The following is a 19042-nucleotide window of genomic DNA, read 5'->3' on the forward strand; positions in this document are numbered from 1 at the left end:
AAATGGCTGTTGCCTTTTAAAGCTCATTTGATAGCCGTCGGGAAACGGGGAGACCAACGTTATGGGGCACTGGGCATCAAAGAAGATCGTAGTCCGAGATTTCTACATCTCGTTCAAACCTATGGGCGCTGACCCGAATAGCAGGTTCATCGATCTTTCTGATCCAATCGCCAATCAGGCGAGCGATGAGGCAATTTATGTTGCTGTGACAGGTCGCCCGGCTGGTCTCTGGAACTTTATCCGAGAACACGTCGGGCTATCCCGCCGCTTCGAATTTGTAATGAGTTCCAGTCAGTGCATTCAGAGGCTTGGTTCGCCGACCACGCAAATTTTATCATCATCAAGGATCGACGGATTGAACACCATTACCGTGGGGCTTGTCCGACCACTGGTCCAGGCAATAATCTTTGGCTTACTGTCACTTGGCTTGGTTATTGCGGCATCACACAAGCCGGATCTCGCAGGGATGGGTGCACTTTCTGCTGCCGAAGCCGCCGCCGAAGCAGATTACGAAAGCGACAGCGGCTATGCAGATGGAGGAGCAAGCGATGCTCGAACCGACGAAACGGGCATGGTGCCGGAATTCGAAGAGCCGTCAACATTTGGCATGACCCTAAGCCTCGTGAACATGGTGCTCCTCGGCATTGCACCAGCATGGGTCTGGTTCATGATTGCGCTCGGGCTGGGTTTGTACGCAGCCTATCTGTTCTTTATCGACAAGCGGAACCTCGTGACCGTGAGTGAGTCCGGCGATCCCGTTGTCGGTTTTATTGTCTCCCCATCATTCCTTGAGAGCCAGAGTACGGATATCCCATTGAGCGAGCTAAATAAGCTTCCGATGATATTCCGTGTTCTGAAAGACAAGTGAGGCGGTATCCATGAAGGTCTGCTCGGTTTGCAACGAGATCGTGGCTGCCAATCAGGGGTGCGCCCGTTCCGATTGTCTGAATCAATCTAAGGCGATAACCGATCCTGCCCCTAAAATAGACCCAGGGCTCACTGGCAAAGCGGATCGATTTGTTAAGGCGGGGCTGGATGGGGCGGGTGGCGTCGCTCGTGAAACAACCAAAAGGATCTTCTTTGTCCTATTCCTTTTGTCCGCAGTCATACTGGTCGCCTATCTGCTGGTAACACGCCATTCGGACGGCACTAAAGTCGGGTCGGATTGGGTGCTTTTTGGAAGCGGTCATGGTATAAATTTTTTCATTGATCGCAATTCAATCGAACAGATAGGTTCCTATAAAAGAGCAAAATTGCGCATGGAAATGCCAAATTTCCACACTTCAAAAAAAGAAGAAGAATTAGTTGAATTTGACTGCTACAGTAGCCGAGAGAGAGTGTTGCAATCGACCATCTTTTTCCGGGATGGCGGGACCAGTACTACTTCCACCCCTGGCGATTGGCGAATTACAGAAACGGGTGCTCCTGGAAGTGAATACTTTGATTACGTCTGCTTCGGCGTTCCGATCCCAAAAGTTCAGGAAAAAACGGATCAACCGACAGTGAATTAACTGGTTCATCAAACCAGCTCCACCACCCGCTTCCTCGCTTCGCTGTCCCCTTCGATGTACCGCTGGGTGGTCTGAAGCGAGGAATGCCCTGCCAGATGCTGAACGTCTCGGAGTGATCCGCCCACAGTCGAGATCTTCCGAGCCGCATTGGTGATGAAGGTCCGCCGACCGCTGTGAGATGAGCAGCCGATCAGCCCGAGATCACGATACCAGCGCTGAAAAAGGTTCACGATTGCCTGTGCCGAGGTGCGATCTGACCGCTCGGTACGGATCACCCACTCACCCCGATCAATCCCGTGCAGCTCGACCAGCGATGCCTTCAGCTGCTTATTGATTGGAATGATCCGACCCGACTGCCCTTTCGAGGCATCGTCAGTCAGGTGGATGTAGCCTCCCACCTCACCGCCAGCTCCGACGATCATATTCCACTTCAGACTGGCGATCTCTTTCGCTCGAAGTCCCGCTCGAACCGATAGCAGGACGATGACCTGATTGCGGAGCCCGTTACGGCGCTTTCCGACATGATGAAGCAGTGCGTCGATTTGTTGGCGGTTGAGAATTTTTGCCTGTTTGCCCAGAGCCATCGAAACCTCGTAAGTAATTATATTGCCTTATGATTTTATGGTAATATAATCACTAAATTCCGTACATCGTTCAGTGCGTCGAGATTGCCGATTCCGATCAATGGCTTGTGCCAACTGATGATGGAATTGATATTTGATAACCAGTTCATCCAGCCATAGGATCAGCTGATGAGCAGTGCTGGTTATGTCTTGTACGATCAAAGCCGAAACCGTCTGGAGGTGATCCGTCCAGGCGAAAGTATGAAGCGGTACATCCCCTGCACCAACATTCGACCGCCGCACGACAAGGTGCACGGCGTGCAGATTGATGGTGACAACATATGGGTCTTTGTCGGACCCAGCACCAATGCACGCCCTAACCGCAAATTCCTCTACCGCTTCTCGTCTCTATCGGGCGGCAGCAGTCGGTCGATCTGACGAAAAATATTTCACATTCTCAGGCTTTGAGCCGCTCTCGGCGTATAAATAAACCTATACTCTGAAGGCACTTGCCGAGGTTGGGCACCAGTTAACCATCTAATTGTCCAGCGAAGTTCACAATTCCGTCTGCTGTAGCATAGACGGGAGCGCCGCTGGCTGAGCGAATTGCGATCCCCTTCACTGTTCTCGTGACCCCTTCCCCTAAATCGGAGGGTGATCGGGCTGGAATGTTGACATTAGTTTGTGCCCGCCTTTGTTGGGTCTCGGGGTTAGTATTCCGAAGCCTTCCACGAAATGCGTCTACGAATACGGAATTCACTAGCAATCTACTATTGTTGACCAACCTTTCCCCGCCACTCGTTCGAATGACACGGCAAGGGTTTTTGCAATAGACAAACTCCGCAACAGCCCCGTTGCTCCAAACTCGAGCGAGCACGTGCTCGCCGTTCGCATTTGTGCCGTAATACCGATAGCCGACGGCATCTCCAGCGACCTGTCCAGCCTCCCGTTGCTGGGGTGAGATGCCGGCTTCGTAATAGTAAATGCCATTTTCAGTGTAGATGTAGTTTGGCTTCGGGGCTGGCTTTGCAACAGCGCCATTGGGCAGCGCCATCATTGCCCATGCAGCCAATCCTACCAATCCTGCCAATCTTTTCAGAATCATGGTATTCACTCACCTTGATAGGGAAGAAGGTTGCCCACTGAGATTGGCAAAGGCAAGGGTTGGTGACGAGCTCACGATTTCCAATCGGGATCCGCCCTCACAACTGGGAGCTCTAAGAACGAGATGGATATTCGCATCGATGGGGATGATGTCACTTATGAGATTTGGAGAATTAAAGCAGCCTGTTCTCACCCGCCGCCACCTCATCGCCAGAGCCGGAGCCGCCGCCGCCGCCGCGGCGATGCCCGCCTGGGCGCAGGGCTATTCGCTCCACGCCATGAAGGGCGGCGCGCCGGTCCGCGCGGGCTTTGACGCGGTTTCGGGTGCGGTGATCGACCTTGCCGTCGGGCACGGTCCGCGCAGGGTTCAGGGCAGGCGGGGGCACGCCGTCGCCGTCAACGGCTCGGTGCCGGGGCCGCTGGTCCGCCTGAAGGAGGGCCAGAACGTCCGCCTCAACGTCACCAACCATCTGGCCGAGGACACCTCGATCCACTGGCACGGCCTGTTGGTGCCGTTCCACATGGACGGGGTGCCGGGGATCAGCTTTCCCGGCATCGCGCCGGGCGAAACCTTCTCCTACGAATTCCCGGTCAAGCAATCGGGGACCTATTGGTATCACAGCCACTCGGGGCTTCAGGAGCAGCAGGGGCATTACGGCCCGCTGGTGATCGACCCGGCGAGCGACGAACCGGCGCAGTACGAGCGCGACTATATCCTGCTGCTCAGCGAGTTCACCCCGCTCCATCCTCACCGGATCATGGACCGCCTGCGCAAGGGCGAGGGCTATTTCAACTACCAGCAGACCGCCTGGGCCGATGACTACCCGCTCTCGGCCGAAGACCGCCGGATGTGGGCCGAAATGCGCATGCCCGCAACCGACATCGCCGATGTGACGGGCAGCACCTACACCTATCTCGCCAACGGACGCGGGCCGAAGGAGGGGCTGGAGTTCGCGTTCAATCCCGGCGAGCGCATCCGCCTGCGCGTCATCAACGGGTCGGCGATGACCTTCTTCAACCTGCGCATCCCGGGCCTTGCGATGACGGTGATCGCCGCTGACGGGCAGAACGTGGCTCCGGTGGAGGTCGACGAGTTCCAGATCGGCACCGCCGAGACCTATGACGTGATCATCCGGCCCACCGCCGAGGCCTATACCATCATCGCCGAGAGCATGGACCGTTCCGGCATGGCGCTCGCCACGCTCGCCAGCCGCCCGGGCGCGCGTGCGGCGATTCCGCCGCCGAGGAAGCCACCGCTGCTGACCATGGCCGACATGGGCATGGATCATGGGCCGGGCGCGCATTCGATGGAGGGCATGACGATGCGCGACACGCTGCTGCTGCAGCCCGATGTGAAGGTGGGCCCGGGCATCGACATGGTCTCGATGAACCCGGTCGACAGGCTCGGCGATCCGGGGCTCGGCCTGCGCGACGTTGCGCACCGCGTGCTCAACTACCGGATGCTCGCCGCGCGCGAGCCCAATGCCGACACCCGCGAGCCGTCACGCCTGCTGGAGCTGCACCTCACCGGCAACATGGAGCGCTACATGTGGTCCTTCGACGGCGAGATGTATTCGGCCGTTACCGACAAGCCGATCCGCTTCGCCCACCACGAGCGGGTGCGCGTGAAGCTCGTCAACAACACCATGATGGCGCACCCGATCCACCTGCACGGGATGTTCTTCACCCTCGTCAACGGCGAGAGCCCCGCCCGCCAGCCGCGCAAATCGGTGGTGATCGTCCAGCCGGGGGCCTCGGCGCAGTTCGATCTCACCGCCGATGCGCCGGGCGACTGGGCGTTCCACTGCCACCTGCTCTACCACATGCACGGCGGGATGATGCAGACCGTGACGGTGATGGGGCCATGAGCGCCGCGCTGCTTGGGTTGGCCATGTTGGCGCTCGCCGCGCAGGACCCGCATGCCGGGCACGAGATGGCCGCCGATCCCGCAGCCCCCGCCTCGCCCGGGCCGGTGATGGAAACCCCGCCTCCGCCCGAGGCCGGCAGCGGGCCGCCGCGTGCGGCCGATGCGATCTGGGGCGCCGAGGCAATGGCCGCCTCGCGCGCCGACCTGAAGGAGATGCATGGCGATTTCCCGCTGTTCTGGCTTCAGGGCGACCGGCTCGAGGCGCAGGTCCGGGACGGTTCGGACGCCTATCTGTGGGACATTCAGGGCTATTACGGCGGCCCGACCGATCGCCTGTGGTTCAAGACCGAGGGCGAGGGCGAATGGGGCCGCGCGCCCGGGGATGCGGAGGTGCAGGCGCTCTATTCGCATGCCGTCGCGCCGTTCTGGGACCTGCAAGCCGGGGTGCGCCACGATATCGCCGGGCCCGACACCACCCATGCGGTGATCGGCATCCAGGGACTTGCCCCCTACATGTTCGAGATCGACGCCGCGCTGTTCCTCAGCACGCGGGGCGATGTGACCGCGCGGATCGAGGCCGAGGTCGACCAGCGCATCACCCAGCGCCTGATCCTCCAGCCGCGCGTGGAGGCCCATCTGGCAGGCCAGGACATCCCCGCTCTTGGCATCGGTGCCGGGATCGACCAGATCGAGATCGGCGCGCGGCTGCGCTACGAGTTGAAGCGCGAATTCGCGCCCTATATCGGCATCGAGCAAACATGGCGCACCGGCCAGGGCGCCGATTACGCGCGGGCGAGGGGGGAAGGCACATCGGCCACCAGCCTCATCGCCGGCATCCGCTTCTGGTTCTGACAAGACGAAGGACGTCATTTCCCCATGCGTATCCCCGCCATCCTCGCCGCCCTCGCGCTCACCGCCCTGACGCCCGCCGCGCCGCTGCTTGCGCATGTCAAGCTGGCCGCCTCCACTCCGGCGCAGGGCGCTGCGGCCAAGGGCACCAGGGTCGTGACCCTGACCTTCTCGGAGAAGGTCAACCCCGCCAAGGCGAGCGCCACCATCGTCATGACCGCGATGCCGGGGATGAAGGATCACCCCGAAATGCTGATCCGCAACTTCACCGCCAGCTGGTCGGCCGACGGCAAGACGCTGACGCTCGCGCTGAAGAAGCCCCTGCCCGCCGGCACCTATGACGTGCGCTGGCAGGCCGCCGCTGCCGACGGCCATGCCATGACGGGCAAGGTCACCTTCTCGGTCAGCTAGCCAGCTTCGCGGCGATCCATTCGTCGACCCGGCGTTCGAGAATCGAGAGCGGCTGCGATCCGCTGGCGATCAGGAGATCGTGGAAGCCCTTCACATCGAACGTGCCGCCGAGCGTCTTTTCCGCCCGTGCGCGCAGCTCCATGATCTTGAGCATCCCGATCTTGTAGCCGGTCGCCTGCCCGGGGAGCGTGATGTAGCGCCGCACTTCCGAGCGCGAGCGTTCGATCGGCTGGCGGCCGGTCTCGTTCATGTATTGGACCGCCTCGTCCTCGGTCCAGCCCATCGCGTGGATGCCGGTGTCGACCACCAGCCGCGCCGCGCGGAACAGTTCGGCATCGAGGCGCATGAAGTCCGCCGCGATATCGGGATAGGCGCCCATTTCCTTGCAGACAGCCTCGGCATAAAGCCCCCAGCCCTCGCCGAAAGCGACATAGCCGGTGACCGAGCGGAACTTGGACCCGCCCTGCTGGCGCACCTGGATATCGCCCTGCGTGTTATGCCCGGGCACCGCCTCGTGGCACATCAGCGTGTACATGGCGGCCGGATCGGGCACCGTGCCGACGAGGTGGACATAGGTCTTCGCCGGGCGCTTGCCGTCGGGGCTCGGCGCCGAGGCGTGGGCCGCGCCGCCCGCGACTTCGGAAAAGGCGGGTTCGCGCACCACCTCGATCCCGTAGGCGGGCAGCTCGCCGAACCAGGCGGGCAGCAGCGTGCGGGTGTGGGCCACGAAGGCGTTGGCGGTGTCGAGATATTCCTTGCGCGCCGCATCGTCATACTGGCGCGGCGGGTAGAGCCGCTTGCGTTCCGCATAGAAGGCGCTGCGGTCGGCGAAGCCGGCCTGACGCGCGAGGGCGTCCTGCTCGGCCTCGATCCGCGCGACTTCGGCAAGGCCGGTCGCGTGGATCTGGGCCGCGGTCATGTCGGTGGTGGTGACGAGCCGCAACTCGCGCTCGTAGTATTCGAGGCCGCCCGGCAGGGTCAGCGCGCCGACCTTGCCGCTGGGCGCGGTGGGCAGGCTTGCCTCGGCCCAGGCGATGACCTTGGTATAGGCAGGCTTCAGCCCGAGAATGGCGGCCTTCGCCTCTTCGAGCAGTGCAGCGGCATCGGCATCGGGAAGCGTGCCGGCGCTGACCAGTGCGGCGGTCTTGGCCTTCACGTCGGCCCACAGCGCCGCATCCGGAGCCCCAGAGTCATTGGCTCCATAGGGCGCGCCCGAAGTCAGCTTGCGGCTGCCTTCGATGATCGTCTCGAACTGGAAGCGCGGCGGATTGATCCCGGCCTGCTGGCTCGCCTGGGTCCGCTCCAGCGCGCGTTCGAGCTGCGCGGGCATGGCCTTGAGCCGGGCGATGTAGTTCCTGAGATCGGTCACATCGGCGACGGTGTGGGTGTTGATCAGGAAATCGGGCAGCTGGCTATGTGCCGAATAAAGCCGCGAATAGAACGGCGGACGGTAGATGCGGTTGGCAAGGCTCTGCTCGGCGCGGTCGGCCTCGAGCGCCCAGATGTCGTAATTGACCTGGGCTTGCGGCGAAAGCCTGGCGCGGTCGAACATCGCCTGCATCCGCGCGACGCTGGCCCTGCGCCATGCGGCGTCGGCGCGCGCGGCTTCGTCGGAATTGTCGTTCCAGCGGTCGCCGCCGTCCTTGATGCCGAGCCGCGTCGCCAGCTGGGGCTGGGTCTTCACATAGGCGGCGAATTCGGCGTCGAGGAAGATCGTCAGCCGCGTGTCCTCGCTGATCGCGGGTGCAGGCGCGGCGGGCGCGGCGGCGGTCTGGGCCGAAACGGCCGCGGGCAGGCTCGCTGCGGCAAGCGCCATGGCGAGGCTGAAGGTCAGCTTGTGTGTCATCGATAGTCCCCTTCGCGCGCATGACGGCGCAGGCGATCTGCCTAGCCGGAGAGGGGGTCCCGATGAAGCCCCCTTCGTCGAGCCATGGGCGCGCTTCAGCCGAGCGGCAGGCCCAGCGCCTCGGCGACTGCGGCGATGTGGAGCTTGCCGCCCGAGACGTTGAGCCCCGCCGCCAGATGCGGGTCCGCCGCCATCGCCCCGTCGGCGCCCTTGCCCGCGAGCTTCAGCACAAACGGCAGCGTCGCATTGCCGAGCGCCATGGTCGAGGTGCGCGCGACCGCGCCGGGCATGTTGGCGACGCAGTAATGGATCACGCCGTCCACCTCGAACACCGGGTTTTGGTGGGTGGTGGGGCGCGAGGTCTCGAAACAGCCGCCCTGGTCGATCGCGATGTCGACCACCACCGCGCCCGGGCGCATGCTGGCGATCATCGCGCGGGTGACGAGCTTGGGCGCGGCCGCGCCCGGCACCAGCACCGCGCCGATCACGAGGTCGGCCCCCGCCACCGCCTCGGCCATCGCCGCCGAGGAGGCAAAGGCGGTGCGCACCTGATTGCCGAACACCGTGTCGAGCTCGGCAAGGCGGCGGTTGGCAATGTCGAAGATCGTCACATCGGCGCGCAGGCCGACCGCCATCTGCGCCGCGTTGAGCCCGGCGACCCCGCCGCCGATGATCACCACGCGGCCCGGCTCGACCCCCGGCACCCCGCCCAGCAGCACCCCGCGCCCGCCCTGGTGCTTTTCGAGATAATGCGCTCCGCACTGGACGCTCATCCGCCCCGCGACTTCCGACATCGGCTTGAGGAGCGGCAGCGAGCCGTCGGGCGCGGTCACCGTCTCGTAGGCGATGCACGTCGCACCGGACGCCATCAGCCCCTCGGTCTGCGGCTTGTCGGCGGCGAGGTGGAGGTAGGTGAACAGCAGGTGGTGGGGACGCAGCAGCGCGATTTCGGACGCCTGCGGTTCCTTGACCTTGACGATCATCTGCGCGGCCTCGAACACCGCGGCCGCATCGGGGAGGATGCTCGCACCGGCGGCAACATAGGCGGCATCGCCGAAATCGACGCCTGCGCCCGCGCCCGCCTGCACCACCACCTCGTGGCCCGCGCGCACCAGTTCGCCGACTGCCGCAGGGGTCAGGCCGACGCGGTATTCGTTGTTCTTGATCTCGGTGGGAACGCCGACGCGCATGGGAACTCTCCTGCTCCAGGTCTCGTGTGCCGCTTGTAGCAGGAGGGCCGCGCGCCTTCTTCGCAATGATCGCCGGCGCGGGGGGGGGCTTTGCGGGAAATTCTTGCGTCATGGCGTGCCTGAGCGCATGAAAATCCCGCATGGACCGCATCGACCGGAAAATTCTTGACCTGCTCGGGCAGGACTCGCGTCTCACCGGCGAGCAGCTGGGCGAGCGGGTCGGCCTTTCGCCCTCGGCCGCGCACCGGCGGGTCAAGGCGCTTGAGGAAAGCGGCGCGATCCTCGGCTACCGCGCGCGGCTGTCGCGCACGGCGCGCGGCAACCCCTCGACCGTGTTCGTGCAGGTCACCCTCACCGACCAGCGCCAGGCGACCATGCTGGCCTTCGAGGAGGCCCTCGCCCGCACCCGCCAGATTGCCGAGGCGCACCTGATGAGCGGGCAGTCGGACTATCTCGTCAAGGTGCTGGTGCCGGGCGCTGACAGCTACGAGCGCATCCACCGCGAGATCCTCTCGGCGCTGCCCGGCGTGCAGCGGCTGGTCAGCCAGTTCACGATCCGCACCCTCGAAGGCGGCGACTGAGCCTCCCGCGGCCGCGCGCCCTGGTCGGGGCGGGTGGGCAATTGCGGCAATTCCGATACAATCATGACAAAGCGATGAAAGACTCTCGTCCTACGCCACCGAGGTTTCGTCGCATGCCCCTTGTTTTCCGTGGAGGAAGCCTGATCTGGGCCTATCCGTTCTGTTACATTTCAGGGTCAGGATTGCAGTAGAAAGTTAGTTTTCCGACAGGTATAGGACCAATATGGCAACGCCGATCTACGAATTTGCCCAGATTCCGCGGCTCGATCCCGCCGTGAAGGCGCGCGGCCGGGTGCGGCGCGTGCGCGATGCGGGGCAGGCTCCGACGGTCGGCGTCATCTACAATCCGCGCAGCCACCGCAATCTCGGTGCCGATTTCGACTGCGGCATCTGCCCGCATGTCCACATCGCCCAGCCGCGCGAACGCGGGCAGCTGCCGCAGGCGCTTGCCGAATTCGCCGCCAAGGGCATTGACCTGCTCGTCATCAACGGCGGCGACGGCACGGTGCGCGACGTGCTGACCTGCGGGCAGGCGGTGTTCGGCGATGACTGGCCGGCGGTCGCGGTGCTCCCCAAGGGCAAGACCAATGCGCTGACCGTCGATCTCGGCGTGCCCGAGGACTGGGGCCTGCAGGATGCGATCGACGCGCTCGATCACGGTAGCCGCGTCCATCGCCGCCCGATGCTGGTGTCGGCCAAGAGCGAGCCGGGCAAGCGCGTGGCGGGCTTCATCATGGGCGCGGGCGCCTTCACCAAGGCAACCCAGACCGGGCAGAGCGCGCACAAGCTGGGCGCCTTCGACAGCATGGTCGTGGCGGTGACCGGCGTGTGGGCGCTGCTGCAATCGCTGTTCGCCGGGCGCGGCAATGCCTGGCGCAAGGGCGCAGGGATGGCGATCGGGCTTGGCACCGCAGATGCGCCGATGGCCCATAGCGGCCATGGCGATCCGGCGATGCGCCAGCTGCTGTTCGCCTCGACCCTCGAAAGGCTCCCCGCCGGAATCCGGCCCTTCGGCGCGCTGCGCAGCGGGCTCAAGCTCGTCGCGGTCGACCAGATCCCGCGCCGCACCACCGCGCTGATCCCGCTGGTGCTGACCGGCAAGCTCAAGGGCAACCTGCGCAGCCGCGGCATCCACCAGCTCGCCGCGAGCCAGTTCAGCCTGGCGATCGACGACCAGTTCATTCTCGACGGCGAGGCCTTCCCGGCGGGCGACTATCGCATCGAGCAGGGGCCGGAGCTCGCTTTCGTGGCACCATGACGGGCGCGCTGGCCGAGCGCATTGCCGCGCGCCTTGCTGTCCCCGTCGATCCCGCCGTCGCCACCTTCGCGCGCGCGCTGGCCGAGGCTGCGGGGGCGCGGGCGGTGCTGTTCTACGGATCGAACCTGAGGACGGGCGCGCTTGAGGGCGTGCTCGATTTCTACCTGCTGCTGCCGGGCGCGAAGGAAAGCGCGATCTGGCCGCGCGTGTCCTATCACGAGCGGGCGCATGGCACGGCAACCCTGCGCGCCAAGGTTGCAACGATGCGCCTTGCGACCTTTGCCAAGGCCGCCAGCGGCGCGCTCGCCGATACCACCATCTGGGCGCGTTTCGTCCAGCCATCGGCGCTGATCTGGGCCGAAGATGATGCCGCACGCGGCGAGGTCATCGCCGCGATCGCCGCCGCCGCCGCCACCGCCGCGCGCCTGGCCGCCGCGCTCGGGCCTGCCAGCGGGACGGCGGAGGATTACTGGCGCGCGCTGTTCCGCGCCACCTACAGCGCCGAATTCCGGGTCGAGAAGCAGGGGCGCGAAAACGATATCCTCAGCGTCAACGCCGATCACTTCGCCGGGCTCCTCCCGCTCGCGCTCGAAGCAGCGGGGATCGATCCGGGGGTGGAGGGCGCCACCCTCGCACCGCGCCTGCCGTCGGCACAGCGCGCGCGCATCACCGGCTGGTGGAAACGCCGGCGCCGGCTGGGCAAGCCGCTCAACCTGCTGCGGCTGGTGAAGGCGAGCACCACCTTCGAGGGCGCGGCGCGCTATGCCGCATGGAAGATCGAGCGGCACACCGGCATGCCGGTCAAGGTCACGCCGTTCCGCGAGCGCTTCCCGCTGCTTGCAGCGCCGCAAGTGCTCTTTGATTTATGGCACTACAAACGTCGCACCTGATCCGGGCGACGATCTCATGCGGCACCGAAACGACTTGAGGCGGAGCGGCAGTGAAGGTGCCGGGGGAGCTCAGCCAGCACCGCCGGCGCCAGCGGGTTCCCTAGAGATATTGCATCCGGATCGTCATCCGCGTGACCCCCGGGCCCGCGGTGAAGCGCACCTTGTCGACCGGAGGGGCCTGCGGGACGAGGCCGAGGATCTTCCTGATCCCGGGATTGTTCGACATGCCCGCCCCGTCGGTCGAAACGTCGGTCTTGCGGTTGCCGTTGGTGTCGTGCTGGACCGCGATGGCAAAGTCGCCCGCCGCAGGCAGCGGCACGCACACCGTCATGCTGCCCGCCTGCGGGCGCGCGTCGACGCGCATGACGTAGCGCTTGCTCACCAGCCAGTCGGCCTTGGTGGCGGGATAGGCGCGCACGAACAGGTTGCCGGCCGAAGACTTGAGGCCGGTCACCGTGACGTGCACCGCCGGGCCCTTGCCCGCAGCGCATTGCGACAGGTCGTTGTTCATGCTCCGCCCGTAGGCATAGCCCTGCGCCGCGACCGGCAGCGCCAGCGCCGCGGCCAGCACGGCAGCCCCGGCGGCGCGGCGCGCGAGAGGGGCGGAGAAGGGCGAAAGCGCAGTCATGGGCAGGCTCGCAAAGCTAGGTCTGGCACAAGCGGCGCGCAAGCCGGCAGAGAGGGGGGAGGCAGCCGCGCGCCGACGGGATGGCAGCGGGCCTATGGGGTCATCTGCCTGAATTGCGGCTTAATTGGCCGCTTTTGTCCCGTTCAGGGCGCGGCGCGGTGGAAAAGCAGACAAATCGCCTTGTGGCGCGAATCGCCCCGCTCCTATGTCCGGTAAAGCGTCCCAGAAAGGCTCATCGCCCGCGCCATGCCCGCACCCCTCATCTCCCCCTCGATCCTGTCCGCCGATTTCGCCCGGCTCGGCGAAGAGGTGCGCGCTGTCGACGCGGCGGGGGCGGACTGGATCCATATCGATGTGATGGACGGGCATTTCGTGCCCAACATCACCATCGGCCCCGACGTGGTGAAGGCGCTGCGTCCGCATACGGCCAAGCCCTTCGACGTCCACCTGATGATCGCGCCGGTCGATCCCTACCTCGCCGCCTTCGCCGAGGCGGGCGCGGACATCATCACCGTCCACCCCGAGGCCGGCCCCCACATCCACCGCACGCTGCAAGCGATCAAGGCGCTGGGCAAGAAAGCGGGCGTGGTCATCAACCCCGGCACGCCGGTGGAGGTGCTCGACAACCTCATGGACATGGCCGACCTCGTCCTGGTGATGAGCGTCAACCCCGGCTTCGGCGGGCAGAGCTTCATCCCCTCGCAACTGGACAAGATCGCACGCATCCGCGCGATGATCACCCGTTCGGGCCGCAATATCCATCTCGAGGTCGATGGCGGCGTCAATGCCGAGACCGCAAGGCTGTGCGTGGAGGCGGGGGCCGATGTGCTGGTCGCGGGCTCGGCCACCTTCAGGGGCGGGCCTGATGCCTATGCCGCCAACATCGCTGTGCTGAAGGCGGCGGGGTGATGGATACGCTGCTGCGCTCCCCCGCTGCCAGCCGCGCCGAGGCGCTGGTCGAACGGGTCGCGGATGCGCCGGTGCTGCCGCTCGGGCAGGGGGCCGAACCGGGCGCCGAGGCCGCACCGCCGCCCGTGAAGGAACCCTCGCGCGCGCTGGCGCTCAGCGATGTCATCGCGGTCCGATCGGGCCCGGGCGAAGCGCTGATCCGGCTCGCCTACCGCATCGGCATCCCCGGCCACGCCATCGCCGCCCCGTTCCGCCGCCCGCAGGCGGTGCGGGTGACGGCAACCGTGGAGAGCCCGAACCGCGGCGACCGCATGGCGGGCACTGCACTGCGCGCCGGGCACTTCCTGATCCACGGCGTGCGCCTGCCGATCGCGAGCTTCGATTTCTCGGTGAGCGCGCACCACGCCCCGGGGGTCGAGCGGGTGGTGCATTCCTTCGCCTGGCTCGCCGATCTTGCCGCCAGCGCCCCGCGCGCCGATGGCGCCGCGGTGGCCGAACGGATCGCCGGCCTGTGGCTCCACGGCCATGGCGCACCCGGCAAAGGCCCGGCGTGGGAGCCGGAGCTGGCGGGCCTGCGGCTCGTCGCATGGCTGGTCCACGCCCCGCTGATGCTCGGGGGCAATGACAAGACGCTGAAGTCGCGCCTGCTTGCCGCCATCGCCGCGACTGCCGGCTGGCTCGACAAGCGCGCCCCCAAGGAGCCTGCGGGGCTCGGGCAGGTCGCCGCTTGGGCGGGCGTGGTCGCGGCAGGGCTGCTGCTCCCCCACGGCAAGCCGCGACGGCTGTTCGGCGAGGCCGGGCTGGTCACGGCACTGGGCGACATGGTGGGCGAGGATGGCGGCGTGCTGTCGCGCTGCCCTGCCGCGCAACTCGACGCGATCCGCCTGCTGACCGATCTGCTGGCGTGCTACGATGCCGCCGAAGTCACCCCTCCCCCCGCGCTCGGCGTGATGCGCGAGCTGCTGGTGCCGCCGCTGCTGGCGCTCCGGCATGGCGACGGGGCGCTTGGCAGCTGGCAGGGGCAGGGCGCGATCCCCGCCGACCGCGTCAATGCCGTGATCGAGGCCTCGGGCGTGCGCACCCGCCCGCTCGCCAGCGCTGCCGGCTGGGGCTACAGCCGCATCAAGGCGGGCGAGACGCTGCTGCAATTCGACACCGCCCCGCCTCCGCGCGCCAAACACGCGCGCACCGGCTGCGCCTCGACCCTCGCCTTCGAGCTTTCCGACGGGCCGCAGCGGATCATCGTCAATTGCGGCGGCGCGGCGCTTGCCGGCGGTCAGGTGCCCGCACGCATCGGGCAGGGCCTGCGGGCGACAGCCGCCTTTTCGAGCCTGGTGCTCGACAACGCCAATTCGACCGCGGTGCTGCTCCACGGCCAGCTCGGCAAGGGGGTCGAGACGGTGGAATTCGACCGCCGCCAGATCGCCCGCCCCGGGCCCAGCTCAAATAGGCGTGAGGCGACCCGGATCGAGGCCGCGCACAACGGCTATGCGGGGCGCTTCGGCCTCACCCACCAGCGCATCCTGACCCTTTCGGGCGACGGCACCGAACTTGCGGGCGAGGATATCCTCGTCCCCGCGAGCAAGAACGGCAAGCGCGGCAAGATCGGCTTTGCGATCCGCTTTCACCTCGGGCGCGGGGTCGAGGTGCAGCTTTCCCCCGACAAGCGCGGGGCGAGCCTGCTGCTGCCCGACGGTCGGCTCTGGCAATTCCGCCTGGGCGGCGATAGGGGCGAGGCCGGCGAGATCACCTTGCATGCCGAGGACAGCCTGTGGGTCGACGGCGAGGGCCGCCCGCACGCGACCGAGCAGCTGGTGATCGAGGGACTGGCACAGCGCAGCGGGGGACAATTCTCCTGGCGCTTCAAGAAAACGGGGTAGTTTCGATCATGGCCGATGGTGCGATTTTGCGGGCGCTGCTGTCAGTGTCCGACAAGAGCGGTTTGGCGGACCTCGGCCGTGACCTCGCGGCGCGCGGGGTCGAACTGGTGAGCACCGGCGGCACCGCCAAGGCCTTGCGGGATGCAGGCCTCGTGGTGAAGGACGTCTCCGACCTCACCGGTTTCCCCGAGATGATGGACGGACGGGTCAAGACCCTCCACCCCGCGGTTCACGGCGGGCTGCTCGCCCTGCGCGACAATCCCGAGCACGTCGCGGCGATGGAAGCCCACGGGATCGGCGCGATCGATCTCGTCGTGGTCAACCTCTATCCCTTCGAGGCTGCGGTCGGGAAGGGGGCGTCGCGCGAGGAAGTGATCGAGAACATCGACATCGGCGGGCCCTCGATGGTGCGCTCGGCGGCGAAGAACCACGGCTTCGTGACGATCCTCACCGACCCGGCCGATTACGCCGCGCTGGTCGCGGAAATGGACGCCAATGGCGGCGCGACCACGCAAGCCTTCCGCACGCGGATGGCCGGCAAGGCCTATGCCCGCACCGCCGCTTACGATTCGGCGATCGCGAGCTGGTTCGCCTTTTCCCCTGCCGCCTCGGATGAGCCGACGCTGTTCCCCGAGACGCTGCCGATGGCGCTGAAGCGCGCCGATACCCTGCGCTACGGCGAGAACCCGCACCAGTCGGCGGCGATCTATGTGCCGCAGGTCGCGGGCACCGCCGGCGTGCCGCAGGCGGCGCAGTTGCAGGGCAAGGAGCTGTCCTACAACAACTTGAACGATGCCGATGCTGCGCTCGAACTGGCAGCGGAATTTGCGGGCCAAGAGCCGGCGGTGGTGATCGTCAAGCACGCCAACCCCTGCGGCGTGGCGCAAGGGCCTTCGCTGCTGAGCGCTTGGGAAGCGGCGCTGGCGTGCGATTCCGTCTCGGCCTTCGGGGGCATCGTCGCGGTCAACACCGAACTCGATGCCGCGACCGCCGAGGCGATCAGCGCGATCTTCACCGAAGTCGTGATCGCCCCGTCGGTCTCGGAAGAGGCCAAGGCGATCTTCGCCCGGAAGAAGAACCTGCGTCTGCTCGAATGCGGCCAGCTTCCCAACCCGCGGCGGGGGGGCCTTGCCCTCAAGACCATCGCCGGGGGTGTGCTGATCCAGTCGCGCGACAACGGGGCGATCAGCGCGGACGACCTGAAGGTGGTGACAAGGCGCGCGCCCACGGAGCAGGAACTGAAGGACTGCCTGTTCGCCTGGACCGTCGCGCGCCACGTCAAGTCCAACGCCATCGTCTACGCCAAGGACGGCGCGACCGCCGGGATCGGCGCAGGGCAGATGAACCGCCGCGATTCGGCGCGCATCGCCGCGATCAAGGCAAAGGAAGCTGCCGAAACCCACGGCTGGGCCGCCCCCCGCACCGTCGGCAGCGCAGTCGCCTCGGACGCCTTCTTCCCCTTCGCCGACGGGCTGATCTCCGCCGCCGACGCGGGCGCTACCGCGGTCATCCAGCCGGGCGGCTCGATCCGCGACGACGAAGTGATCGCCGCCGCCGACGCCGCGGGCCTTGCGATGGTGTTCACCGGAATGCGGCATTTCAGGCACTGATGTTTGTGTGCCCGCCTTGCGCGGGCACATCCTCGGTGCTGTTTCCTTCGCTTCGCTAGCGAGCACCTGCGGCCCGCGCCGTGCGCTCGCGGGCCTGTGGCCCGTTCCAGTCCTCCCCTTCAGGGGAGGGGGACCACCGCAGGTGGTGGAGGGGCGAGCGACAGGGCCCGCTAAGCAATCCCCCGCATTCGTCGCATCCGCCGCACGGCTCGGCCCGCATGGCCCTTAAGCGCAACTATTTTTCAGCCGTCCCGTAACCAGTATAGGGCTGCGTCCCTAATACGGCCTGTCGCCAGTTCATCCCGCCGCAATCCGGCAGCGGGCAAGGAACCGGCGAGAAACACCGCGATTCACGAGCCCCCGATGCGCCTCTTTTCCTCCGAGCTGTTCCGCAATTTCGGCATCGGTTTCGTCCTTGGGGCGGTGCTGATCGTCGGCGGACACGCAGAAGGCTGGAACGCCGCGGTGGCCTCGCCCGCGCAGGCCGCCGAGATGCCCGCCCCCTCCGGCACCAATCCGGCTCCTTCCGGCGAGTTCGTGATCGCGCCTGTCGAAGGCTGATCCCATGCACAAGATTGCCGCTCTCCTCGCCGCCGGTTCGCTGGCGCTGAGCGCCTGCGCGGGCCCCGCACTGGCCGAGGAACCCGTCGCCGCCCCCGCCGCCGCCCGTGTCGCCAAGGAACCGGCCGGTCTCAAGACGGCGGTCTTCGCCGGCGGCTGCTTCTGGGGGGTCGAGGGCGTGTTCAGCCATGTGAAGGGCGTCAAGAGCGCGGTGTCCGGCTACCACGGCGGCACCAGGGCGAGCGCGTCCTACGACCTCGTCTCGAGCGGCGTCACCGATCACGCCGAAGCCGTGCGCATCACCTATGACCCGGCGGTGGTGCGCTATGACCAGTTGCTGCGGATCTTCTTCTCGGTGGTCGCCGACCCGACATTGAAGAATCGCCAGGGTCCGGATGTGGGCACCCAGTACCGCGCCGCGATCGTGCCGATGAACGCCGAACAGAGCGCGGTCGCCAAGGCCTATCTTGCGCAAATGGGCAAATCGGGCGTGTGGGCAAAGCCGATCGTGACGAAGATCGAGCCCTACAAGGCCTTCTATGCAGCCGAGGCCTATCACCAGGACTTCATGCTCAACAACCCGAAGCACGGCTACATCCTGCGCTGGGATGCGCCCAAGGTGGCGGCGTTGAAGCGCATGTATCCGACCTTCTACCGGGCGGGCTTCCTCAAGGACGCGTCCTAGTTTCCGATAGCGCTGGCGCGCGATGCGGACCTCCCCAAACGGAAGGTGGCCGCCAAGCAAAAGCGCCCCCCACTGGCGCTCCACGGCAAGTCTCATTATATTCGCAGGCATGGGACAGCACGCGCACGATCATGGGGATCATCGGCACAAGGAACTCGCCGGGGAGGATCTCGTCGCCGGAGCCGCGGGTGCGCTGGTCGCATCCGGCGAGCAGTGGACCGCGATGCGCGAGGCGGTCTTCGCCGAGCTGGCCCGGCACGAGCGCCCGGTCTCGGCCTATGACATCGCCGACAACCTTTCCGCCGCGCGCGGCAAGCGGGTTGCGCCCAACTCGGTCTACCGCATCCTCGATCTGTTCGTGGCGGGCAACCTCGCGATGCGGGTCGAGAGCGCCAATGCCTACCTCGCCAATACCCACCCGGGCTGCGCGCATGACTGCATCTTCCTGGTCTGCGACGAATGCGGCGAGGCCGCCCATGTCGACGACGAGGAGGTCAGCCGCGCCGTGCGCACCATCGCCGCCGCGCGCGATTTCCGCGCCACCCGCCCGGTGCTGGAAATCCGCGGGCTGTGCAAAGCCTGCGCCTGAGGCCACTTGCGGCAAATCGCTGACGCGCCCTTGCCGGTGGCAGACGCGCCCCGTCCACGCTGCACTTGATCGGGCGGACCAAGGCGATTTCCGAGCGCCACGGTCCTCGG

19 protein-coding genes are annotated in these 19042 nt (G+C 66.1%); 15 read left to right on the forward strand and 4 right to left on the reverse strand.

Translation table 11 applies throughout. The features are described from left to right. Positions 1–61: 61 nt before the first annotated feature. Positions 62–868 carry a hypothetical protein gene (locus tag D620_RS16230; RefSeq protein ID WP_155799971.1) on the forward strand — a complete coding sequence of 269 codons (807 nt, stop codon included), beginning with the start codon at positions 62–64 and terminating at the stop codon, positions 866–868. Positions 869–878: 10 nt separating this feature from the next. Then, on the forward strand, positions 879–1511 hold the full coding sequence (locus D620_RS16235) for a hypothetical protein (RefSeq protein ID WP_155799972.1): 633 nt from the start codon (positions 879–881) through the stop codon (positions 1509–1511). Positions 1512–1519: 8 nt separating this feature from the next. Here the strand turns inward: D620_RS16235 and D620_RS0103805 are convergent, their stop codons facing one another. Continuing rightward, complete coding sequence (locus D620_RS0103805; RefSeq protein ID WP_017664464.1) at positions 1520–2095, reverse strand: tyrosine-type recombinase/integrase; 576 nt, start codon at positions 2093–2095, stop codon at positions 1520–1522. Between the two features lie 168 nt (positions 2096–2263). Between D620_RS0103805 and D620_RS16240 the strand changes: the two genes are divergently transcribed. The 4 genes from D620_RS16240 to D620_RS0103820 all read left to right on the forward strand — a co-directional run bounded on the left by D620_RS16240 (position 2264) and on the right by D620_RS0103820 (position 6305). Then, positions 2264–2512 carry a hypothetical protein gene (locus D620_RS16240; protein WP_155799973.1) on the forward strand — a complete coding sequence of 83 codons (249 nt, stop codon included), beginning with the start codon at positions 2264–2266 and terminating at the stop codon, positions 2510–2512. Between the two features lie 824 nt (positions 2513–3336). Continuing rightward, positions 3337–5046, forward strand: a complete 1710-nt coding sequence (locus D620_RS0103810) for a copper resistance system multicopper oxidase (RefSeq protein ID WP_267878679.1) — start codon at positions 3337–3339, stop codon at positions 5044–5046. Beyond that, positions 5043–5897, forward strand: coding sequence for a copper resistance protein B (locus tag D620_RS0103815; protein ID WP_017664466.1), 855 nt, complete (start codon positions 5043–5045; stop codon positions 5895–5897). Before D620_RS0103810 ends, D620_RS0103815 begins: the two co-directional genes overlap by 4 nt. Before the next feature lie 24 nt (positions 5898–5921). Further along, entirely contained in the window at positions 5922–6305 is a 384-nt protein-coding gene (locus tag D620_RS0103820; RefSeq protein ID WP_017664467.1) for a copper resistance protein CopC, read from the forward strand. Here D620_RS0103820 and D620_RS0103825 read toward each other — a convergent pair. Continuing rightward, entirely contained in the window at positions 6298–8151 is a 1854-nt protein-coding gene (locus D620_RS0103825) for a DUF885 domain-containing protein (protein WP_017664468.1), read from the reverse strand. The two genes, D620_RS0103820 and D620_RS0103825, sit on opposite strands and share 8 nt — an antisense overlap. Before the next feature lie 95 nt (positions 8152–8246). After that, entirely contained in the window at positions 8247–9341 is a 1095-nt protein-coding gene (gene ald, locus D620_RS0103830; RefSeq protein ID WP_017664469.1) for an alanine dehydrogenase, read from the reverse strand. A gap of 140 nt (positions 9342–9481) precedes the next feature. Here ald and D620_RS0103835 point away from each other — a divergent pair, with 140 nt between their 5' ends. The 3 genes from D620_RS0103835 (at position 9482) to D620_RS0103845 (ending at position 12070) form a co-directional block, all read left to right on the forward strand. Then, complete coding sequence (locus tag D620_RS0103835) at positions 9482–9922, forward strand: Lrp/AsnC family transcriptional regulator (RefSeq protein WP_017664470.1); 441 nt, start codon at positions 9482–9484, stop codon at positions 9920–9922. Positions 9923–10145: 223 nt separating this feature from the next. Continuing rightward, a complete protein-coding gene (locus D620_RS0103840) occupies positions 10146–11180 on the forward strand; it encodes a diacylglycerol/lipid kinase family protein (protein WP_017664471.1) in 1035 nt (344 codons plus the stop codon). Further along, entirely contained in the window at positions 11177–12070 is an 894-nt protein-coding gene (locus D620_RS0103845) for a hypothetical protein (protein WP_017664472.1), read from the forward strand. Before D620_RS0103840 ends, D620_RS0103845 begins: the two co-directional genes overlap by 4 nt. A 100-nt stretch (positions 12071–12170) precedes the next feature. Here D620_RS0103845 and D620_RS0103850 read toward each other — a convergent pair whose 3' ends face one another. Beyond that, positions 12171–12698: a DUF2141 domain-containing protein gene (locus tag D620_RS0103850; RefSeq protein WP_017664473.1), complete on the reverse strand. Its 528-nt coding sequence runs from the start codon at positions 12696–12698 to the stop codon at positions 12171–12173. Positions 12699–12944: 246 nt separating this feature from the next. Between D620_RS0103850 and rpe the strand changes: the two genes are divergently transcribed. The 6 genes from rpe (at position 12945) to D620_RS0103880 (ending at position 18932) form a co-directional block, all read left to right on the forward strand. Continuing rightward, positions 12945–13607: a ribulose-phosphate 3-epimerase gene (gene rpe / locus D620_RS0103855; RefSeq protein WP_017664474.1), complete on the forward strand. Its 663-nt coding sequence runs from the start codon at positions 12945–12947 to the stop codon at positions 13605–13607. After that, positions 13607–15487 carry a heparinase II/III family protein gene (locus tag D620_RS0103860; protein WP_017664475.1) on the forward strand — a complete coding sequence of 627 codons (1881 nt, stop codon included), beginning with the start codon at positions 13607–13609 and terminating at the stop codon, positions 15485–15487. The genes rpe and D620_RS0103860 overlap by 1 nt, the downstream gene beginning before the upstream one ends. A gap of 8 nt (positions 15488–15495) precedes the next feature. After that, positions 15496–17097 carry a bifunctional phosphoribosylaminoimidazolecarboxamide formyltransferase/IMP cyclohydrolase gene (purH, locus tag D620_RS0103865; RefSeq protein WP_017664476.1) on the forward strand — a complete coding sequence of 534 codons (1602 nt, stop codon included), beginning with the start codon at positions 15496–15498 and terminating at the stop codon, positions 17095–17097. Positions 17098–17460: 363 nt separating this feature from the next. Then, positions 17461–17658 carry a hypothetical protein gene (locus D620_RS0103870; RefSeq protein ID WP_017664477.1) on the forward strand — a complete coding sequence of 66 codons (198 nt, stop codon included), beginning with the start codon at positions 17461–17463 and terminating at the stop codon, positions 17656–17658. A gap of 4 nt (positions 17659–17662) precedes the next feature. Beyond that, positions 17663–18343 (forward strand): peptide-methionine (S)-S-oxide reductase MsrA, encoded by a 681-nt coding sequence (msrA, locus tag D620_RS0103875; protein WP_017664478.1) that lies wholly within the window; start codon positions 17663–17665, stop codon positions 18341–18343. Between the two features lie 109 nt (positions 18344–18452). Then, on the forward strand, positions 18453–18932 hold the full coding sequence (locus tag D620_RS0103880) for a Fur family transcriptional regulator (RefSeq protein ID WP_017664479.1): 480 nt from the start codon (positions 18453–18455) through the stop codon (positions 18930–18932). The last annotated feature ends 110 nt before the right edge of the window (positions 18933–19042 follow it).

Origin of the sequence: Porphyrobacter sp. AAP82 (genome assembly GCF_000331285.1) — a bacterium.
GTDB lineage: Bacteria > Pseudomonadota > Alphaproteobacteria > Sphingomonadales > Sphingomonadaceae > Erythrobacter.

Excerpts from the sequence above, each read along its gene's own strand:
- D620_RS16230 (WP_155799971.1), top strand. The coding sequence starts at position 62 with ATGGGGCACTGGGCATCAAAGAAGATCGTAGTCCGAGATTTCTACATC.
- D620_RS16235 (WP_155799972.1), top strand. The coding sequence starts at position 879 with ATGAAGGTCTGCTCGGTTTGCAACGAGATCGTGGCTGCCAATCAGGGG.
- D620_RS0103805 (WP_017664464.1), bottom strand. The coding sequence starts at position 2,095 with ATGGCTCTGGGCAAACAGGCAAAAATTCTCAACCGCCAACAAATCGAC.
- D620_RS16240 (WP_155799973.1), top strand. The coding sequence starts at position 2,264 with ATGAGCAGTGCTGGTTATGTCTTGTACGATCAAAGCCGAAACCGTCTG.
- D620_RS0103810 (WP_267878679.1), top strand. The coding sequence starts at position 3,337 with ATGAGATTTGGAGAATTAAAGCAGCCTGTTCTCACCCGCCGCCACCTC.
- D620_RS0103815 (WP_017664466.1), top strand. The coding sequence starts at position 5,043 with ATGAGCGCCGCGCTGCTTGGGTTGGCCATGTTGGCGCTCGCCGCGCAG.
- D620_RS0103820 (WP_017664467.1), top strand. The coding sequence starts at position 5,922 with ATGCGTATCCCCGCCATCCTCGCCGCCCTCGCGCTCACCGCCCTGACG.
- D620_RS0103825 (WP_017664468.1), bottom strand. The coding sequence starts at position 8,151 with ATGACACACAAGCTGACCTTCAGCCTCGCCATGGCGCTTGCCGCAGCG.
- ald (WP_017664469.1), bottom strand. The coding sequence starts at position 9,341 with ATGCGCGTCGGCGTTCCCACCGAGATCAAGAACAACGAATACCGCGTC.
- D620_RS0103835 (WP_017664470.1), top strand. The coding sequence starts at position 9,482 with ATGGACCGCATCGACCGGAAAATTCTTGACCTGCTCGGGCAGGACTCG.
- D620_RS0103840 (WP_017664471.1), top strand. The coding sequence starts at position 10,146 with ATGGCAACGCCGATCTACGAATTTGCCCAGATTCCGCGGCTCGATCCC.
- D620_RS0103845 (WP_017664472.1), top strand. The coding sequence starts at position 11,177 with ATGACGGGCGCGCTGGCCGAGCGCATTGCCGCGCGCCTTGCTGTCCCC.
- D620_RS0103850 (WP_017664473.1), bottom strand. The coding sequence starts at position 12,698 with ATGACTGCGCTTTCGCCCTTCTCCGCCCCTCTCGCGCGCCGCGCCGCC.
- rpe (WP_017664474.1), top strand. The coding sequence starts at position 12,945 with ATGCCCGCACCCCTCATCTCCCCCTCGATCCTGTCCGCCGATTTCGCC.
- D620_RS0103860 (WP_017664475.1), top strand. The coding sequence starts at position 13,607 with ATGGATACGCTGCTGCGCTCCCCCGCTGCCAGCCGCGCCGAGGCGCTG.
- purH (WP_017664476.1), top strand. The coding sequence starts at position 15,496 with ATGGCCGATGGTGCGATTTTGCGGGCGCTGCTGTCAGTGTCCGACAAG.
- D620_RS0103870 (WP_017664477.1), top strand. The coding sequence starts at position 17,461 with ATGCGCCTCTTTTCCTCCGAGCTGTTCCGCAATTTCGGCATCGGTTTC.
- msrA (WP_017664478.1), top strand. The coding sequence starts at position 17,663 with ATGCACAAGATTGCCGCTCTCCTCGCCGCCGGTTCGCTGGCGCTGAGC.
- D620_RS0103880 (WP_017664479.1), top strand. The coding sequence starts at position 18,453 with ATGGGACAGCACGCGCACGATCATGGGGATCATCGGCACAAGGAACTC.